Source organism: Streptomyces sp. x-19, from assembly GCF_046549115.1.
In the GTDB taxonomy this organism is placed as follows: Bacteria; Actinomycetota; Actinomycetes; order Streptomycetales; family Streptomycetaceae; genus Streptomyces; species Streptomyces albulus_C.
Genome location: NZ_JAJPWK010000010.1, coordinates 20,022 through 37,870, shown reverse-complemented (window position 1 = coordinate 37,870; position 17,849 = coordinate 20,022). Strand labels below are relative to the sequence as shown.

Below are 17,849 nucleotides of genomic sequence, written 5' to 3'. Positions count from 1 at the left end.
CGCGCCCCGGGACGGGGCCCCAGGCAGCGTCAGCCGGGCCGGGCGGGCCGCGGCGCGGGGAAGGCGTGCCTAGCGGCCGCGGAGCCGCCGCACCAGGATGCTGGCGTCCCCGCGCGATTCCAGGTCCGCGAGGACCACGGCCACCGCCTCGCGCACGATCCGGCCGCGGTCGACCGCGAGGCCGTGCTCGCCGCGCAGCACCAGGCGGGCGTGTTCGAGGTCCATGAGCTCCTCGGCGGAGACATAGACGGTGATCTTCTCGTCGTGCCGTTCCCGGCCACTGGGGCGACGGTTGGCGCCGCGCCCCCGACGGCGGCCCGACGCACCGGCCGGGGCCGCGGCCTCCCGCTCGGCGCGGGCCGCCCGGCCGTCCGGCGTGCGGTGCCCCGCGGCGGCCTCCGCCTCCGACTCGCGGCCGGCGTGTTCGGCCGGCGCCGCGGCGGGTGCGCTGCGCGCCGCCCCGACGGCGCCGTCACCGGCGGACGGCGCCCCTCCGTCCGGGCCGCCACCGGCCCGCCGCCGACGCGCCGCGGGGGCCTCCTCGGACGCGTCCGACGCGGGGGTCGGCTCGCCGGCCGGCGCGGGCACCCGGGCGTCGTCGCCCCCGGTGGCCGCGCCACCGTTCGTACGGCGGGGAGTGGACGGTTGCAGGCCCACTCCCCCGGTGGTGCGGAACAGCTCGTCGGCTCCGGGCAGACTCACTCGGCGTGACACCGGGCGAGCACCTCCCTGGCGAGCTGGCGATAGGCCGCGGCCCCCACGGAGTTGGAGGCGTAGGTGGTGATCGGCTCACCGGCGACGGTGGTCTCCGGGAAGCGGACCGTACGGCCGATGACGGTGTGGTAGACGTGGTCGTCGAACGCCTCGACGACGCGTGCCAGGACCTCGCGGCTGTGCACGGTCCGGGAGTCGTACATCGTCGCGAGGATGCCGTCCAGCTGGAGTTCGGGGTTGAGCCGCTCCTGGACCTTCTCGATCGTCTCGGTGAGCAGCGCGACACCGCGCAGCGCGAAGAACTCGCACTCCAGCGGCACGATGACCTTGTGAGCGGCCGTCAGGGCGTTGACGGTCAGCAGGCCGAGCGAGGGCTGGCAGTCGATGACGATGTAGTCGTAGTCGGGCAGCAGCGGCTTCAGCGCCCGCTGGAGCGTCGACTCGCGGGCGACCTCGCTGACCAACTGGACCTCTGCCGCAGACAAGTCGATATTGCTGGGCAGCAGGTCCATGTTGGGGACCGCGGTCTTGAGGAGGACCTCGTCGGCCGACATGCCCCGCTCCATGAGCAGGTTGTAGACCGTCAGGTCCAGCTCCATCGGGTTGACGCCGAGTCCGACCGACAGGGCACCCTGCGGGTCGAAGTCGACGAGCAGCACCCGGCGGCCGTATTCGGCGAGTGCGGCACCCAGGTTGATGGTCGAGGTGGTCTTGCCGACCCCGCCCTTCTGGTTGCACATCGCGATGATCTTCGCCGGGCCGTGTTCCGACAACGGCCCCGGGATGGGGAAGTAAGGAAGCGGGCGCCCGGTCGGGCCGACCCGCTCGCGACGCTGGCGCGCCGCGTCCGGTGCGAGCGTCGCCGCGTATTCCGGGTCCGGCTCGTACTCGGCATCCGGGTCGTAGAAGTGCCCTTCGGGCAGGTCGTCGTAGTCAGCGAGACGGGCGGGTTGTCCACTGCCCCGGTCGCCGGCCATGGCGTTCACGTGTTGGCCGTCCATGCTCTGGTGGGCTGTCGTGGAAGTGCTCTGATGGGCTGCGAAGGTGTGGACCGCTACGGAGCCGACAGCCTCGCGCCCCGAGGGACCCTGGCCCCGTGCAACCGCTCCTGGCCGACCACTTCCGGGAGTAAATGTCGACTCATTCACAAGTCGTCTTACCTCCTTGGATGTGACCAGGAAACTTATCGATAGGTCAGCGTGGCACCATGCCGACGGTTGGCGACTCTATGGCGTGTCGGGCGTCCGCAGCAACACAATCCGCCGGACCCGGCCCGATGTGTCGGTAACGGAACCCCCCGATGTCAAGAGTGCACAGCGCACAAGACGGATGTTTCGGGGGTGCGCGAATCGGTTAAACGGTTACGTTCACGGCGAGTTGAGAGACGGCCGAGGAAGGCCCCCTCGGGGGCGCGTCGCACATGCGACCGGCCGGGCCCTGTCGAGGCGGCCCGGCCGGTTGTGCGGTGCTTGACGCGTGCGGTTGACGCCTCAGCCGAGGAGGGTGCGCAGCTCCACGTACTCCAGGCCGTGGGCCTGGGCGACCTCGGGGTAGACGACCTTGCCGTCGTGGGTGTTCAGGCCCTTGGCCAGCGCGGGGTCACGGCGCAGCGCCTCGGCCCAGCCGCGGTTCGCCAGCTCCACGATGTAGGGCAGGGTGGCGTTGGTGAGGGCGTAGGTGGAGGTGTTCGGCACCGCGCCCGGCATGTTGGCGACGCAGTAGAAGACCGAGTTGTGGACCGGGAAGGTCGGCTCGGCGTGCGTGGTCGGCTTCGAGTCCTCGAAGCAGCCGCCCTGGTCGATGGCGATGTCGACAAGGACACTGCCTGGCTTCATCTTGGCGACGAGCTCGTTGGTGACCAGCTTGGGGGCCTTGGCACCGGGGATCAGGACCGCACCGACGACGAGGTCGGCCTCGACGACGGCCTTCTCCAGCTCGTAGGCGTTGGAGACGATCGTCTGCACCTTGGTGCCGAAGATCTTGTCGGCCTCGCGGAGCTTGTTGATGTCCTTGTCGAGCAGGGTGACGTGGAAGCCGAGGCCCACGGCGATCTGCACCGCGTTCCAACCGGAGACGCCACCGCCGATGACGACGGCCTTGCCGGCCTGGACGCCGGGGACGCCGCCGGGCAGCACGCCGCGGCCGCCGGCCTGGCGCATCAGGTGGTAGGCGCCGACCTGCGGGGCGATCCGGCCCGCGACCTCGGACATCGGGGCCAGCAGCGGCAGCGCGCGGTTGGCGGTCTCGACGGTCTCGTAGGCGATGGCGGTGGTGCCGGACTCCAGCAGCGCGTCCGTGCACTCCTTGGACGCGGCCAGGTGCAGGTAGGTGAAGAGGGTCTGGTCCTTGCGGAGGCGGTGGTACTCCTCCGCGATCGGCTCCTTGACCTTCAGCAGCAGGTCGGCGGTGGTCCACACCTCGTCGGCGGTGTCGAGGATCGTGGCACCGGCGGAGACGTACTCCTCGTTCGGGATGGACGAGCCGAGGCCGGCGTCCTTCTCGATGAACACCTGGTGGCCGTTGCGGACCAGCTCGTGGACTCCGGCGGGCGTGATAGCCACCCGGAACTCGTTGTTCTTGACCTCGCGGGGGATGCCGACCTTCACGTCGATCACGGTCCTTGGATGAGAGCTTGCAGAAGGAATTATCCCTCATGCGATGCATGACGGAACTGACCGCGCCGGACGCGGCTCAACCAGTCTATTGAAGGACCTCGCGTTGTCTAGCCTTGCAAAGGACCCATTTTTCGGAAGAGCACTACCGATTTCGTAGGTCAGTCGCGCGGCTCCCTCTGTCGTCGCTCCCCCGCCGCCCGGTGGAGCCGTGCCGCTGCTGGGTCGCCGAGCCGGTCGAGGATCTCCGCAATCCGTAGCTGGAGGCGGATCTCCAGCGGTGTGTCGCTCGCCTCACGGGCGAAATCGAGCGCCTCCAGGCGGCTGCGCAGCGCCGCGTCGAGCTCCCCGGCGTGCTCGTGGACCCCGGCTGCCGCCTCCGCCGCACGCGCCTGACCTGCGGAATCACCGAGCCTGCGGAAGGCCCGGGCGGCGGCCCGGCAATCCTTGAGGGCCTGCTCGTAACGGCCGGCGGCACCGTGCGCGGCACCGATCCGGGCGTGCAGCCGCGCCGCGTCGGCCCGCTCGCCCCGGCCCAGCCGCAGTTCCAGCGCCCGCCCGTACCAGTCGGCGGCGCGGACCCAGTCGCCGAGCGCGCCGTAGGTGTCGCCCAGCGACTCCAGCGCCCGCCCGGTGGCCACCGGGTCCTTCACCGAACGTGCCGCCTCCAGCGCTCCCCGGTACCGGGTGAGCGCCTGCTCCCTGCGGTCGGCACCGGCGTCCAGGTCGCCGAGGTTGAGCAGCGCGGCGGCCCGCTCGCGCGGCAACGGCCGCCGCTCGGCGACCCGGAGGACCAGCGCGTGCAGGGTGTAGAGGTCGGGTGCGGCCCGCTCGGGGCCGTGGTGGGCGAGCAGCGCGCGGGTCAGCGCGGAGATCAACCTCCGGTCCAGCGTGTCGAGTTGACCGTCTTCGACGGCCATCCGGGCGGCGTCCAACAGGGCGCCTCGGCGGGTGCGCAGCCAGTACGCGGCGGCGGCCCGGTTGCCGAAGCGCAGCGAGCGGGGCAGTTCGCCGGCCTTGCGCCGGGACGGCGAGCCCTCCGGCTCCGCGGCGGCCCGGCAGGACTGGAGCAGCCGTACGGTCCGCTCCAACATCCGGGCGCGGGCGAGTTGGACGTCGGCCGGTCGCTCCTGCTCCCGGAGCAGGTCCCGGGAGAGCGGGACCAGGCAACCGGGGAGCCGGTACCGGGGGCCGATCGCCGCGTCCGCGGGCGGGGCGGTCGGCCCGTCGTCCTCGGGCAGCGGCCGCAGCAGGCCGAGGGCGACGAAGTCGTGCAGGACCGCGGCGGCGGCCGGGACGGTGCAGCCGCCCAGTGCGGCGGCGGTGTGCGGGTCCACCAGGCCGTCCGGGGCGAGGGTGGCCAGTCGCAGTATCCGGGCGGCGGCCTGCGGCAGCGCGTCGTAGGTGAGACGGAAGGCACGGTGCAGGGGGTGGGCGCCGGCCGGCAGGTCCGGCGGCAGGGGGGCGGCGAGCAGCGCCTGGCGCAGGTCGGCGACGGAGAGCTTGGGGCGGGCGGCGAGCCAGGCACCCGCCAGTATCAGCGCCGCCGGCTGACCGCCCGACTCCTGCGCGACGGCCTCCGCGGTCCGCGGGTCGACGGTGACCCGGGTCGCCCCCGCGTAGTGGCACAGCACCTCGACGGCGGCCGCGGTGTCGAGGCCGCCCAGGGCGCAGGGGCGGACGTCCGAGATGCCGGTCAGCGGGCCCTGCGAGACCACCACGACCAGGCAGTCCGGGGCGTCCGGGATCAGCGGTTCGACGTCCTCGGCACCCGGCGCGTCGTCCAGCAGGAGCACCGTCCGCCGGTCGGCCAGTGCCGTGCGGACCGCCTCGGCGAGCTCGTCCTCGTCGGCGCCCGGCGGGGCGTCGGCGCCCAGCGCGGCGAGCAGGTCGCGGGCGGTCCGGTCGAGGCCGACGGGGGCGCCGTCCCGGCCGGTCAGGACGGCGCGCAGCACCCCGTCGGGGTACTCGTCCGCGATCTCGCGCAGCAGGGCCTCGGCCAGGGTCGTGCGGCCGGAGCCGGGGCGGCCGGCGATCAGCAGGACCCGGCTGCGGGCGCCCCGTCGGCCGGTGAGGGTGTCCAGGCCGGCCCGGCGGATGTCGGTGCGCAGCGCCTTGAGTTCGTGGCGGCGGCCGGCGAATCCGGGGAGTGCGGAACGGGTGGCGGCGCCGTCCTGGCGGGGCAGGGTCCCCCGTCGGTCCCCCGTGCCGGACCCGCGCGCCGCCTCCGGCGCGCGGTGTCCCCCGCCCACCACCTGGTCCGTCACCGGTCACGCTCCCGTCCGCCCGCGCTGACACGTTCCCGTCGCGGACGCGTACGGGAACCCTGTCGAGCGTAGTTCACGACCCGTCACGTCCCCTGCGGAGCAGGACTGTTGGGTCACTCGATCGGATCGGCGGACCATCCGACCGGGAGCGGAAACGGGGGCGGGCGGCGGCGCCCGGCGCCGGTGTCAGGCCCCGAAGGGGCGGGCCGGCCAGGGCGCTTCGGCCGGCCGGAGGGCGTCCAGGCCGCCGCCGGCCCGTGCCGCGGTGAGCGCCAGCACGCCGACGACCAGGCAGTTGTTGTGCAGTTCGCCGGCGAGGACGCCGCGGACCAGCTCGTCGAGGGGAACCCGCGCCAGCTCCATGTCGGCCTCCTCCTCGGAGACCTCGAAACGCTCGCCGTCGACCTCGGAGAGCCCCCGGGCGAAGAAGATCCGCACCGCCTCGTCGCTGCCACCGGGGGTGGTGTAGACGTCGGTCAGCACCCGCCAGTCCTCGGCCTTGACGTGCGCCTCCTCGTACAGCTCGCGCTGTGCGGCGTGCAGCGGGTTCTCGCCGGGGACGTCGAGCAGCCCGGCGGGGATCTCCCACAGCTTCTGCCGCACCGGGTGGCGGTACTGGTGCAGCACCAGCACCCGGTCGGCGTCGTCGAGGGCGAGGACCGCCACCGAGCCCGGGTGCACCTGGTAGTCGCGGCTGACGGTGGAACCGTCCGGCATGACGACGCGGTCGGTGCGCACGCTCGTCTTGGCCCCGGTGAACGGCGTGGTGGTCCCGGTGACCGTCCACTCGACCGCGGTGTCCTTGATCGCCATGCGCGTCCTCCTGTGGATAGCTGTGCCAACGCGGAAACCGGGGTACCGCCTCCCGTGGGGGAGGCCGTACCCCGGCAACCGTAACCGGCGGGCCGGCGCCTACTTCTTGGCGCCCGCCTCCCGCGCTGCTTCCTGGCGCTCGACGGCGGCCTTCACCAGACCGGCGAAGAGCGGGTGCGGGCGGGTCGGGCGGGACCGCAGCTCCGGGTGCGCCTGGGTGGCGACCAGGTAGGGGTGGACGTCACGCGGGTACTCGACGTACTCGACCAGCTTGTTGTCCGGGGAGGTGCCGGAGAACAGCAGGCCGGCCTTCTTCTCCAGCTCGCCGCGGTAGGCGTTGTTGACCTCGTAGCGGTGGCGGTGGCGCTCCTCGACGTAGGGCTCGCCGGCGTAGACCTCGCGGACGATGGAGCCCTCGGCGAGCTTGGCCGGGTACATGCCCAGTCGCATGGTGCCGCCCATGTCGCCCTCGCCGGCGACGATGTCCATCTGCTCGGCCATGGTGGAGATCACCGGGTCGGTGGCGGCCGGGTCGAACTCGGTGGAGTTGGCGCCCTCGATGCCGGCGAGGTTGCGGGCCGCCTCGATCACCACGCACTGCAGGCCCAGGCAGAGGCCGAGCAGCGGGAGCTTGTTCTCCCGGGCGTAGGTGATCGCGCCGACCTTGCCGTCCACGCCGCGGTCGCCGAAGCCGCCGGGGACGCAGATCGCGTCGCAGTCGGCGAGCTGCGCGCGGGCGCCGGCCGGGGTCTTGCAGTCGTCGGAGGTGACCCACTTGATCTTGACGCGGGCCTTGTTGGCGAAGCCGCCGGCGCGCAGCGCCTCGGTCACCGACAGGTAGGCGTCGGGCAGGTCGATGTACTTGCCGACCAGCGCGACCTTGACCTCGTGCGAGGGGTTGTGGACCCGGTCGAGCAGGTCCGCCCACTGGGTCCAGTCCACGTCCCGGAACGGCAGGTCAAGCTTGCGGACGACATAGGCGTCCAGGCCCTCGGCGTGCACGACCTTGGGGATGTCGTAGATCGACGGGGCGTCCGGGCAGGCGATGACCGCGGCCTCGTCGACGTCGCACATCAGCGAGATCTTGCGCTTGATGGCGGTGGGCACCTCGCGGTCGGCGCGCAGCACGATCGCGTCGGGCTGGATGCCGATGTTGCGCAGGGCCGCGACCGAGTGCTGGGTCGGCTTGGTCTTCAGCTCACCGGACGGGCCGATGTAGGGGAGCAGCGAGATGTGCACGACGAAGACGTTGTCCCGGCCCACCTCGTGGCGGACCTGGCGGACGGTCTCCAGGAACGGCAACGACTCGATGTCGCCGACCGTGCCGCCGACCTCGGTGATGACCACGTCGACGTCGTCGGTGGCCAGCCGCCGGATGCGGTGCTTGATCTCGTTGGTGATGTGCGGGATGACCTGGACGGTGTCACCGAGGTACTCGCCGCGCCGCTCCTTGGCGATCACGGTGTTGTAGACCTGGCCGGTGGTGACGTTCGCCGAGCCGTCGAGGTCGACGTCGAGGAACCGCTCGTAGTGGCCGATGTCCAGGTCGGTCTCGGCACCGTCGTTGGTGACGAAGACCTCACCGTGCTGGAACGGGTTCATCGTCCCGGGGTCGACGTTCAGGTAGGGGTCGAGCTTCTGCATCGTGACCCGCAGGCCGCGCGCCTTCAGGAGAGCACCCAGGCTGGAGGCCGTGAGCCCCTTGCCGAGCGAGGAGGCGACGCCCCCGGTGACGAAGAGGTGCTTGGTCGTCGTGGCTGCGTTCTTTCGAGAAGCAGAGGGCGGCATGGCCAAGAGGGGGCTCCCGTGGTCGCGAGGTGGAGAGATGCGAGGGACGCCGGTCCTGAGAGCCAGGGGCGCCGTCGCTGCGGTTCGGGGGTGCCGTACTTCCGTTGGGTCCCACCGGTCCACGGGGTACCAGGCTATCAGCGACCGGACATGGTCGCGTCCGGCCACGCACCGGAAGGCGTCCGCAACCAGGCCACCCGTTCGGACCACCCCCACTCGACGTGAGCGTCGCGCGGAGCACCCCCCTGCGTCGTATCCTGCTCGGACACTCGCTACGAGCCGTCCGGGAAGGCACCGCTCTCCCCCAGTCACCGCTGGGTGGAGCCCCAGTGATAGCTGGGGGAGTGCTCCCAGCCCGTTTCCCGGTCCCGCTGCTCGGCGACGTTTCATGGGCAGGACGGACAGCACACAACGTCCCATGGGGGGCGTGACTCCAGTTCGACGGGAGATGCACGTGGCCGGGCGCATCGAGGACTACGCACTTATCGGTGATATGCAGACCGCCGCTCTCGTGTGCCGGGACGGCACGGTCGACTGGCTGTGCCTGCCCCGTTTCGACTCGCCGGCGGTGTTCGCCGGACTGCTGGGCACCGAGGAGCACGGCTTCTGGCGGATGGGCCCGATCGGCGCGGAGGGCCCGCGGGCCGCGGACCGGCGGCGCTACCGCGGGGATTCACTCGTCCTGGAGTCCGAGTGGGACACTCCGCGCGGTACCGTCCGGGTGATCGACTTCATGCCGCCGCGGGACGGCGTTCCGCAGGTGATCCGGATCGTGGAGGGCGTCAGCGGCCGGGTGCCGATGCGCTCGGAGCTGCGGATGCGGTTCGCCTACGGCTGGGTGGTCCCCTGGGTGCACAAGGTCGACGGGCGCACCGTCGCGGTCGCCGGGCCCGATTCGGTGTGGTTGGACACCTCGGCGGAGACCTACGGCAAGGACCTGACGACGTACTCCGACTTCACGGTGTCGCCGGGCGAGCGGATCGCGTTCACGATCAGTTGGCAGCCCTCGCACCACGAGCCGCCGGCCCTGGCGGACCCGGAGGCGTCGCTGGAGGCGACCGAAGAGTTCTGGCGGGAGTGGGTCGAGCACTGCACGTACCACGGGCCCTACCGGGACGCGGTGGTGCGCTCGCTGATCACGCTGAAGGCGCTGACGTACGCGCCGACCGGCGGGATCGTGGCGGCGCCGACGACGTCGCTGCCGGAGTGCCTCGGCGGGATCCGCAACTGGGACTACCGCTTCACCTGGCTGCGGGACGCGGCGATCACCCTGTCGTCGCTGCTGCGCACCGGCTACCGCGAGGAGGCCCGGGCCTGGCGCGAGTGGCTGCTGCGGGCGGTGGCCGGCGACCCGGAGAACCTCCAGATCATGTACGGCATCGCCGGTGAGCGGGAGCTGGGCGAGACCGAACTCAAATGGCTGCCCGGGTACGAGGATTCGCGGCCGGTGCGGGTCGGCAACGGCGCCGCCGGCCAGCTCCAGCTGGACGTCTACGGCGAGGTCACCGAGGCGCTGCACCTGGCGCACATGACGGGGCTGGCCCGCAACGACTACGCCTCGCTGCTCCAGATCAAGTTGATCGAGTGGGTGGAGAAGCACTGGGACGAGCCGGACGAGGGCATCTGGGAGGTGCGCGGACCGCGCCGGCACTTCGTGCACTCCAAGGTCATGACCTGGGTCGCGGTGGACCGCACGGTGAAGCTGATCGAGTCCGGGGACGTGGACGGCCCGCTGGACCGGTGGAAGGACCTGCGGGAGACCATCCACCGGGACGTCTGCGAGAAGGGCTACGACAAGGAGCGGAACACCTTCACCCAGTCCTACGGCTCGCAGGAGCTGGACGCGTCGCTGCTGCTGATCCCGCAGGTCGGGTTCCTGCCGCCGGACGACAAGCGGGTCATCGGCACCATCGAGGCGATCCAGCGGGAGCTGTCGACCGAGGACGGGTTCGTGCTGCGCTACCCGACGTCCGGCGAAGGGCTCGGCGTGGACGGCCTCGAAGGCGACGAGGGGGCGTTCCTGGCCTGCTCGTTCTGGCTGGCCGACGACCTGGCGATGATCGGCCGGGTGGAGGAGGCCCGCAAGCTGTTCGAGAAGCTGCTCTCGCTCCGCAACGACCTGGGGCTGCTCGCCGAGGAGTGGGACTCCCGGCTCCAGCGGCAGGTGGGGAACTTCCCGCAGGCGTTCAGCCACGTCCCGCTGATCGACACGGCGCTGCGGCTGACCGCGAGCGGGGCCTACGGGGGGTGACGCCCCTTCGGGGCACCACGCCCCCGGAGGTCCTTCGCTGCGGTCCGCGGCCGGCCGGCGTCCCTAGAAAGGCGTCAGGGTGAGGGTGAGTTCCTTGGGGGCGTGGTCCTCGACGTAGGAGGCGAAGCCGGCGACGTCGTCGAAGGCGAAGCCATACGCCTTGCCGTCCTGGGTGGCGCCGTGCATGACGCGGGCGTAGTGGTTGGTGACCTGCTGCTGGTAGAAGGCGGCCGGGTCGGTACCCGGCTGGGCGGGGTGGGTCGCCAGGGTGGAGCGGTTGAGGGCGGCCCCGAGGACGGCGGCCAGCGGGCCCCGGACGCCGTCGTTGGGGGCGGCCAGGATGCCGTCGCAGAAGAGCACGTCGCGGGTGGACGGTTTGCCGAAGGCGATCGGGCCGGCGGCGGCCGCGGAGCGGGTCCCGCGGCCCTGGGGGCCGGTGAAGGTGAGTTGGTCGCCGCTGACCCGGCCGGTGAAGGTGCCGGCGTTGGTGGTGACGGTCAGGTCCTTGCCGGCGTAGGCGGACCAGGCGGCGTCGACGGCGGGGGCGAAGTAGTCGGCGGCGAACAGGCCGCTGTCCAGGCCGTGGCCGGGGGCTATCACCCGCCGGTCGTCGACGACCAGGCGGTCGAAGCCGGCGGCGGCCTTGACCTCGGAGAAGATCCGGGCCCGGGCGCCGTCCTTGAGGGTGCCGGTGGTCTGGTCGCCGCTGCCGGTGAGCCGGAGGGCGAGCGGGACGCTGAACATGTCGACCATGGTGGTGTTGCAGAACATCCCGGCGGAGTTGTAGGTGAACTCGGCGCAGTCGTGCAGCACGTCGTAGTTGGGGTCGGAGGCGACCCAGCCCGCGGGGTAGGCAAGGGCGGGCTTGCCGTTGCCGTCGGCGACCGCCTTGATCTTGAGCTTGGCGCCCAGGCTGGTGTAGATCCGGCCGGACATCGGGGGCAGTTGGAGGGTGGTGGTGCCGGTGGCGGCGAGCGGGATGGCGTAGTCGGTGAAGCCGTCCGGGCCGTTGTCGGCGACCGCGACGGGGGCGAGCTTCCCGTCCGGGGTGACCCGGACCTGCTGGGTGCCGTCGTTGCCCAGGATGTAGACCCAGACCGAGCCGTTGGCGTAGGCGCCCGACGTGTTGACGAGGTGCAGCGGGAGGGTGCCCGCCGCCCGGGGGGTGGGGGCGCCGAGGGCCCGGCCGGCGACGGCGGCGGTGGCGGCACCGGCGGCGAGTCCGCCGAGCAGGGTGCGACGGGAGATCATGAGGCGGCTCCTTGTGGGGGGTGGGGTGAGCGCTCTCGTTGGTATGGTCCAAGCACCCTGCCCAGGCCCCCCTGCCAACGTCAAGTGTGCGCCCAGGGAAAGGAGTTGAGTGGCAGGCCGGTGGGTGTGCGCGAGCCGCCCCGGGCGATCGGCGGAGGTGATCCGGATCGCGTTCCTCCGGATAGCCGTACGCGCGGTAGCGTTCCCGGCATGGGGTCGCACGGGAAGATCGAAGCCGACGTCACGGTACGCAGGGCGCTGGAGCTGCCGGCGCTGCGGCGCGGCCTGCCGGAGGTGCTGGCCGGCGAGGACCGGTTGGGACGCTCGGTGCGCTGGGTGCACGCCGGCGAGGTCCCGCACATCGCCTCGCTGCTCAAGGGCGGCGAGCTGCTGCTGACCACCGGGCTGGGAGTGGGCACCCGGCCGTCGGAACAGCGCGCCTTCATCCGCAAGCTCGCCGACCGGGACGTCGCCGCGCTGGTCGTGGAGCTGGGCTCGCGGTTCGACACCCTGCCCGTGGCACTGGTCGACGCCGCGCGGGACTGCGGGCTGCCGCTGATCCAACTGCACCGCGAGGTCCCGTACGTCACGGTCACCGAAGAGATCCACACCGAGATCATCAACAGCCACTACACCCTGCTGCGGCGCGCCGACGAACTGCTGCGGCGCTGCACCGACGTGCTGTTGCGGGGCGGCGGCGCCCCGGAGGTGCTGCGGCTGCTCGCCGTCTTCACCGGCAACCCGCTGTGCCTGGAGGCCCCCGACGGCAGTCCGCTGTACGCCGCCGGGCCCGAGGGCGACGACGGCGCGGCGGACGCCGATCCGCTGCTGGCCTGGGAGGGGCTGCGGGACTCCGGCCTGCGCATCGAGGTGCCCGGCGGCGGGCCCGGGCCGGACGCGGTGCGCGCCCGGCTGGTGCTGCTCCCGGTGAACGGGCCGCTGGCGCCGGTGCACCGGCTCGCCGCGGAACGCGCCGCCGACCTGCTGGCCGTGGTCATGCTCCAGTCCCGGCAGGAGGAGGTGCTGGCCGCCCGCGGTCGCGGGGACTTCCTGGCCGAGCTGGCGGAGGGTCGGATCTCCGCGTCCGAGGCCCCGGCGCAGGCCCGGCTGCTGGGCTTCCGGACGGGTGCCGAGTCGGTGTTGCCGGTGGTGATGCGGCTGCCGGCCGCGCTGCCCTCCCCCGGCAGTTGGGCGCTGCTCGCCCAGGCGCTGCGCGAGGAACTGGCCACCCTCGGGGTGCCGGTGCTGCTCGGCGTGCGGCCGGTGGAGGGCCGGGTGCCGCTGCTGGTGGCGCTGCGGGCGGGCCCGGACCGGGCGGCGCTGGCCGACCGGGTCGCCGAGGCGCTGCGCGCGGGCGTGGTCCGGGCCGGGCTGGACCGGCCGTCGGCGCACCGCCCGGTGGTGGTGGTCGGCACCGCGGGTGACTGGGCGGCGGCCGGCCCGGGCCTGCGGCACGCGGCGGAGGCGGCGGCCGCGGCCCAGGGGCTGCCGGAGGCGCCCTGGTACGACGCCCGCCGCCTGGACATCGAGCTGCTGCTGTGGCGGATGCGGGAGCACGGCGAGCAGGGGGTGCTCACCGATTTCGTGGAGCGCGCCATCGGCCCGCTGCTGGCTCACGACCGGGGCGCCCGCCAGCCGTTGCTGCCGACCCTGGAGGCCTATCTGGCCAGCGCCGGCCGCAAGGCGGAGACCGCCCGCGACCTGAACGTCAACCGGCAGACGCTCTACGACCGGCTGGCGCGGATCGCGCAGCTGCTGGGGACCGACCTGGAGGACCCGCAGACGGTGCTGGGGCTGCGGCTGGCGCTGCGGGCGCGACGGCACACCGACCGGTAGGACGCGCGCCGGGTCAGACCTGCGGGGCCGGCTGCGGCGGCTGGGTCAGCTCGTCGTAGACGCTGAGGACCTGGGCGACCGTGTCGTTCTCACTGGGCCAGCCGGCGGCCTGGACGCGGCCGGCGGTGGCGAGCGCGGCGCGGCGCACCGGGTCGGCGAGCAGGTCCAGGACCGTGCGGGCCAGTGCGGTGGCGTCGCCGTAGCGGACCAACGCGGCACCCTGGCCGACCAGTTCGCGGGTGCCGCCGGTGTCGGTGGCCACCAGGGGGACGCCGGCGCGCAGGGCCTCCTGGGCGATCAGGGAACGCGCCTCCCATCTGCTGGGCAGCACCACCAGGTCGGCGGCGGCGAGGAGTTCGGGCACGTCGTCGCGGCGGCCGAGGAGCTGGACGGGCAACCGCTCGCTGTCGATGCGGCGCTGGAGCGCAGCCCGCTGCTCGCCCTCGCCGGCGATGGCGAGCAGCGGTTGGGGGTCCAGCGCACACCAGGCGTGCGCCGCGTCCAGCAGCAGGTCATGGCCCTGGGACGGGTCGAGCCGGCCGACCGCGAGCAGCAACGGGCGGTCCACCGCGCCCAGTTCGGCGCGCTCCTTGTCGCGGCTGCGGTCGGGGTCCACGGCGTGCCCGGCGCGGCCGGAGCGGGCCCGCGGCACGGCGACGGGGGCCAAGCGGGCGTCCCGGGCGCCCCGCTCGCGTGCCCGGTCCACGAGGTCGGAGCAGGCGCCGAGGACGACCGCCGCGGCCCGGGCCACCCGCCGCTCCATCAGGTGCACCATTCCGGCGCGGGCGCCCTCGGTGTGCGCCTTGGTGTGCCAGGTCATGACGAGCGGGACCTGACCCCAACCACCGGCGCCCAGGCCGCAGGTGCGGGGGCCGCGCAGGCCGCGCAGCGCCACCGAGGCGCGCAGGCCGGCCCGCAGGCCGTGCGCGTGGACCAGGTCGGCGTCCCAGCAGGCGCCGCGCAGTACGGTCAGGCCCGCCGGGTCCATCCGCGGGGCGAGCGGCACGAACCGGGCGCCGGCCGCGGTGAAGTCGTACGCCTCCTCGGCCTCCGGCGGGGCGCACACGGTCACCCGGACCCCGCGGGCGACCAGCCCTTCGGACAGCGAACGGACGTGCGCCGCGCTGCCGGCACCGCCGCGCCCGAGCACCTGGACCGTGCGCAGCGGCGACTGCCCGTGCGGCGGGGTCAGGGGGCTGGTCACGAGGTCGGGCTCCTGGGTCGGGGACGGTACGTACCGTACCGGCGGGGCGGTTTGGCACTGCGAGGTGCTGCGATGTTCCGGGTCGTGGCGTCGGCCCCGTCCTGCGGGCAGGTCGGGGCGGGCGCGCCCCGGCACTGCGCACCGCGCCCAGGATGCCAGTCCGGCGGCGTCAATTCGGCACCGTGCGGACGCCGTTCCGGTGGGAAGTCTCACCCCCGGATCCACGGATTCACCCACATGGGCGACTTGGCGGGCGTGTGGATTGCCGCCCGAACGGAGTGGACGCACCTCCGCGGTGCGGCACCGCGCTGTCCGGAACCCGTCCTTCACTGTCCGGATCGGGTCGCTCCGGTTCTTTCCCGCCGCGCCCGCCGCGCGCCGCCGGCGGCGCCGTCAGCGCGCCCCCGCCAAGCGGCTGACGCGGTCCCCGACGGCCGCCGCGGCGACCAGCGCGGCAGCGTGCACGGCCAGCACCGCCCGGCTTCCCCCGCGCCCCGCGCCGTGCGCGCCGCGCGACCCGGCTCCGGCGACGGCGGCCAGTCCGAGGGCGGCGCCGAGGGCGTGCGCGCCGGCGTCCCCGAGCATCGTGCGTTCCCCGATGTCCTCGGGCGCCAGCGCGGCGGCGGCGCCCAGGGGGACGGCGGCCAGCGCCCCGGCCGGTCCGCCGCGCAGCAGGCCCGGTGCCGCCAGCGCGACGGCGGCCACCGCGGCCCGGCCCGGCCGGACGTCCAGGAGGTTGACCAGGTGGGCGGAGCCGGCGATCACCACGCCCGCCAACAGCCGATCGGCCGGGCGATCCTGGAGCAGGGCGCCGGCGGCGAGTCCGGCGGCGCCGATCCCGAAGAGCTTGACGGCGCCGCTGGTGACCTCGCCGTGCCGCAGCGCGGACAGGTGCGCCCGGAAGCCGCGGCGCGGGTCCCCGGCGCCGACGAGGTCGTCGTAGGCCCCGCAGCCGCCGGCGGCCAGGACGGCCAGCGCCGCCGCCGCGCGGGTCCGGGCCGGCAGACCCGGTGCGCCGGCCGCGGCGAGCGCGGTGCCGAGGGCGACCGCCGGACCGGCGTGCAGGGTGACCGGCCGGCCCGCGTGGTTCGTCCGCTGCCAGCGCGCGGCGCCGCCCGGTGGTCGGCGCCGCAGCGCCGCGTAGCAGGCCCTGCTCGCGCCCGCCGCCGCGAGCAGCGCCGCACTGCGGACCGGCGGGCCGCCGTCCGTGGTCGTTCGCCTCATCCCGCTCCCCCTCGCCGGCCCGGTGGCCGGCCTCGCCTCTAGGTGCCCGTGCGGGCGGTCTCCAGGAGTTCCTCGGCGTGCGCGCGGGCCGTTTCGGAGTCCTCCTGGCCGGCCAGCATCCGCGACAGCTCGCGGATCCGGTCCTCGCCCTGAAGGACGGTGACGCCGCTGCGGGTCACCGAGCCGTCGTTGGTCTTCTCCACCAGCAGCTGCCGGTCGGCGAACGCGGCGACCTGCGGGAGGTGGGTGACCACCACGACCTGTGCCGACTTGGCGAGCCGGGCCAGGCGCCGGCCGACCTCGACGGCCGCCTTGCCGCCGACGCCCGCGTCGACCTCGTCGAAGAGGTAGGTGGGGACCGGGTCCGACCCGGCGAAGACGACCTCCACGGCGAGCATCACCCGGGACAGCTCACCGCCGGAGGCCCCCTTGGCGATCGGCCGGGGCGGGGCGCCCGGGTGCGGGGCCATCAGGATCTCGACCTCGTCGGCGCCGGCCGGGCCGTACGCGACGCTGCGGCCGTTCACCTCGATGCCGTCGGCGTCGTCGGCGTCCTCGGGGAGCTCGGTCTGGCGGATGGCGACGCTCACCCGGGCGTGCGGCATGGCGAGTTCGCCGAGCTCGGTGGTGACGGCGGCGGCGAAGTGTTCCGCGGACGCGGTCCGGGCGTCGGTCAACTGCTGTGCCAGTTCGCCCAGTTCGGCGCGGAGGCCGTCGCGTTCGGCGGCCAGCTCGGTGATCCGGTCGTCGTCGCCGTCGAGTTCGGCGAGGCGTGCGGCGCTCTGCTCGGACCACGCCAGCACCGCCGTGGTGTCCTTGCCGTATTCGCCGTACTTGCGGGTGAGGTGGTTGAGGGCGGCGCGGCGCTCCTCTACGGCGGCCAGCCGCAGCGGATCGGCGTCCAGGCCGTCCGCGTAGCCGGCGAGTTCGGTGGCGACGTCGGCCATCAGGATGCCGAGCTCACCGAGCCGGTCGGCCAGCGCGGCCAGCTCCTGGTCGTGGCCGCGGACCGCCTCCAGACCGCGGTGGGCGCCGGCGACGAGGGTGGTGGCGTCGATGCCCTCGGGGTCCTCGGGGTTGCCGGCCAGCGCGGCGTGCGCGACGGTCGCGGCGGAGGCCAGCGCCTCGGCGTGGCCGAGCCGTTCGGCCTCGGCGGCGAGTTCGACGTCCTCACCGGGCAGCGGCTCGGCGGCGGCGATCTCGTCCAGGCCGAAGCGGAGCAGATCGGCCTCCTGGGCGCGTTCCCGGGCCCGGGTGGTCAGCTCGTCGAGTTCGGCGGCGACGGTGCGCAGCCGGCGGTGCGCGGCGGTGTACTTGGCGAGCGGGCCGGCGACCGCGTCCCCGGCGTAGCGGTCCAGGGCCTGGCGCTGGCGGGCCGGCCGCAGCAGGCCCTGCTGGTCGGTCTGGCCGTGCACCGCGACCAGGTCGTCGGCGAGTTCGCCGAGGAGCCCGACCGGTACCGAGCGGCCGCCCACATGGGCCCGCGAACGGCCCTCGGCCGAGACCGTGCGACTGATCAGCAACGCACCGTCGTCCAACTCCGCGCCGGCCTCCTCGGCCCGCACGGCAGCGGGCGACGAGGACGCGAGGGCGATCCTGCCCTCGACCACCGCCGCCTTGGCGCCGATCCGCACCAAGGCGGGGTCCGCGCGCCCGCCGAGCAGCAGGCCGAGGCTGGTGACGACCATGGTCTTGCCCGCGCCGGTCTCGCCGGTCACCGCCGTGAAGCCCGGGGACAGCTCGACGACAGCGTCGTCGATGACGCCCAGGGACCGGATCCGCATCTCCTCCAACACGGGTACGACCTTACGAGGTCCCGGGGCCGCCCCGCGACGGCCTCCCCCACACCACCGCCCCGCCCCGGCCGCCAAAACGCCCGCCCCGGACCC

General features: G+C 73.8%; 12 protein-coding genes. 2 read left to right on the top strand and 10 right to left on the bottom strand.

The window, feature by feature from the left end; genetic code table 11:
* Nucleotides 1-69: 69 nt before the first annotated feature.
* The 6 genes from ACLJT4_RS23035 to ACLJT4_RS23010 all read right to left on the bottom strand — a co-directional run bounded on the left by ACLJT4_RS23035 (nt 70) and on the right by ACLJT4_RS23010 (nt 8,194).
* Nucleotides 70-714: a hypothetical protein gene (locus tag ACLJT4_RS23035; protein WP_411124711.1), complete on the bottom strand. Its 645-nt coding sequence runs from the start codon at nt 712-714 to the stop codon at nt 70-72.
* Nucleotides 699-1,862: a ParA family protein gene (locus ACLJT4_RS23030; RefSeq protein WP_078487510.1), complete on the bottom strand. Its 1,164-nt coding sequence runs from the start codon at nt 1,860-1,862 to the stop codon at nt 699-701. The genes ACLJT4_RS23035 and ACLJT4_RS23030 overlap by 16 nt, the downstream gene beginning before the upstream one ends.
* Nucleotides 1,863-2,204: 342 nt before the next feature.
* A complete protein-coding gene (ald, locus tag ACLJT4_RS23025) occupies nt 2,205-3,320 on the bottom strand; it encodes an alanine dehydrogenase (RefSeq protein WP_411124999.1) in 1,116 nt (371 codons plus the stop codon).
* A 167-nt stretch (nt 3,321-3,487) separates the two neighbouring features.
* Nucleotides 3,488-5,593, bottom strand: a complete 2,106-nt coding sequence (locus ACLJT4_RS23020) for a tetratricopeptide repeat protein (protein WP_411124709.1) — start codon at nt 5,591-5,593, stop codon at nt 3,488-3,490.
* A gap of 186 nt (nt 5,594-5,779) precedes the next feature.
* The gene (locus tag ACLJT4_RS23015) at nt 5,780-6,406 is read right to left on the bottom strand and encodes an NUDIX domain-containing protein (RefSeq protein WP_016573846.1); all 627 of its coding nucleotides are present in this window, start codon (nt 6,404-6,406) and stop codon (nt 5,780-5,782) included.
* A gap of 99 nt (nt 6,407-6,505) precedes the next feature.
* Nucleotides 6,506-8,194 (bottom strand): CTP synthase, encoded by a 1,689-nt coding sequence (locus tag ACLJT4_RS23010; RefSeq protein WP_411124707.1) that lies wholly within the window; start codon nt 8,192-8,194, stop codon nt 6,506-6,508.
* A gap of 448 nt (nt 8,195-8,642) precedes the next feature.
* On the opposite strand from ACLJT4_RS23010, the gene ACLJT4_RS23005 reads away from it, so the two are divergent.
* Nucleotides 8,643-10,445, top strand: coding sequence for a glycoside hydrolase family 15 protein (locus ACLJT4_RS23005; protein WP_411124997.1), 1,803 nt, complete (start codon nt 8,643-8,645; stop codon nt 10,443-10,445).
* A gap of 63 nt (nt 10,446-10,508) precedes the next feature.
* Here ACLJT4_RS23005 and ACLJT4_RS23000 read toward each other — a convergent pair whose 3' ends face one another.
* Nucleotides 10,509-11,696: a beta-1,3-glucanase family protein gene (locus ACLJT4_RS23000; RefSeq protein WP_411124705.1), complete on the bottom strand. Its 1,188-nt coding sequence runs from the start codon at nt 11,694-11,696 to the stop codon at nt 10,509-10,511.
* 210 nt (nt 11,697-11,906) lie between these two features.
* Between ACLJT4_RS23000 and ACLJT4_RS22995 the strand changes: the two genes are divergently transcribed.
* Nucleotides 11,907-13,532 carry a PucR family transcriptional regulator gene (locus tag ACLJT4_RS22995; protein ID WP_411124703.1) on the top strand — a complete coding sequence of 542 codons (1,626 nt, stop codon included), beginning with the start codon at nt 11,907-11,909 and terminating at the stop codon, nt 13,530-13,532.
* A 13-nt stretch (nt 13,533-13,545) separates the two neighbouring features.
* Here ACLJT4_RS22995 and ACLJT4_RS22990 read toward each other — a convergent pair whose 3' ends face one another.
* The 3 genes from ACLJT4_RS22990 to recN all read right to left on the bottom strand — a co-directional run bounded on the left by ACLJT4_RS22990 (nt 13,546) and on the right by recN (nt 17,744).
* Nucleotides 13,546-14,736 (bottom strand): glycosyltransferase family 4 protein, encoded by a 1,191-nt coding sequence (locus ACLJT4_RS22990; protein WP_411124701.1) that lies wholly within the window; start codon nt 14,734-14,736, stop codon nt 13,546-13,548.
* A gap of 393 nt (nt 14,737-15,129) precedes the next feature.
* The gene (locus tag ACLJT4_RS22985) at nt 15,130-15,960 is read right to left on the bottom strand and encodes a hypothetical protein (RefSeq protein ID WP_411124699.1); all 831 of its coding nucleotides are present in this window, start codon (nt 15,958-15,960) and stop codon (nt 15,130-15,132) included.
* A gap of 38 nt (nt 15,961-15,998) precedes the next feature.
* The gene (gene recN / locus ACLJT4_RS22980) at nt 15,999-17,744 is read right to left on the bottom strand and encodes a DNA repair protein RecN (RefSeq protein WP_411124995.1); all 1,746 of its coding nucleotides are present in this window, start codon (nt 17,742-17,744) and stop codon (nt 15,999-16,001) included.
* Between the last annotated feature and the right edge of the window lie 105 nt (nt 17,745-17,849).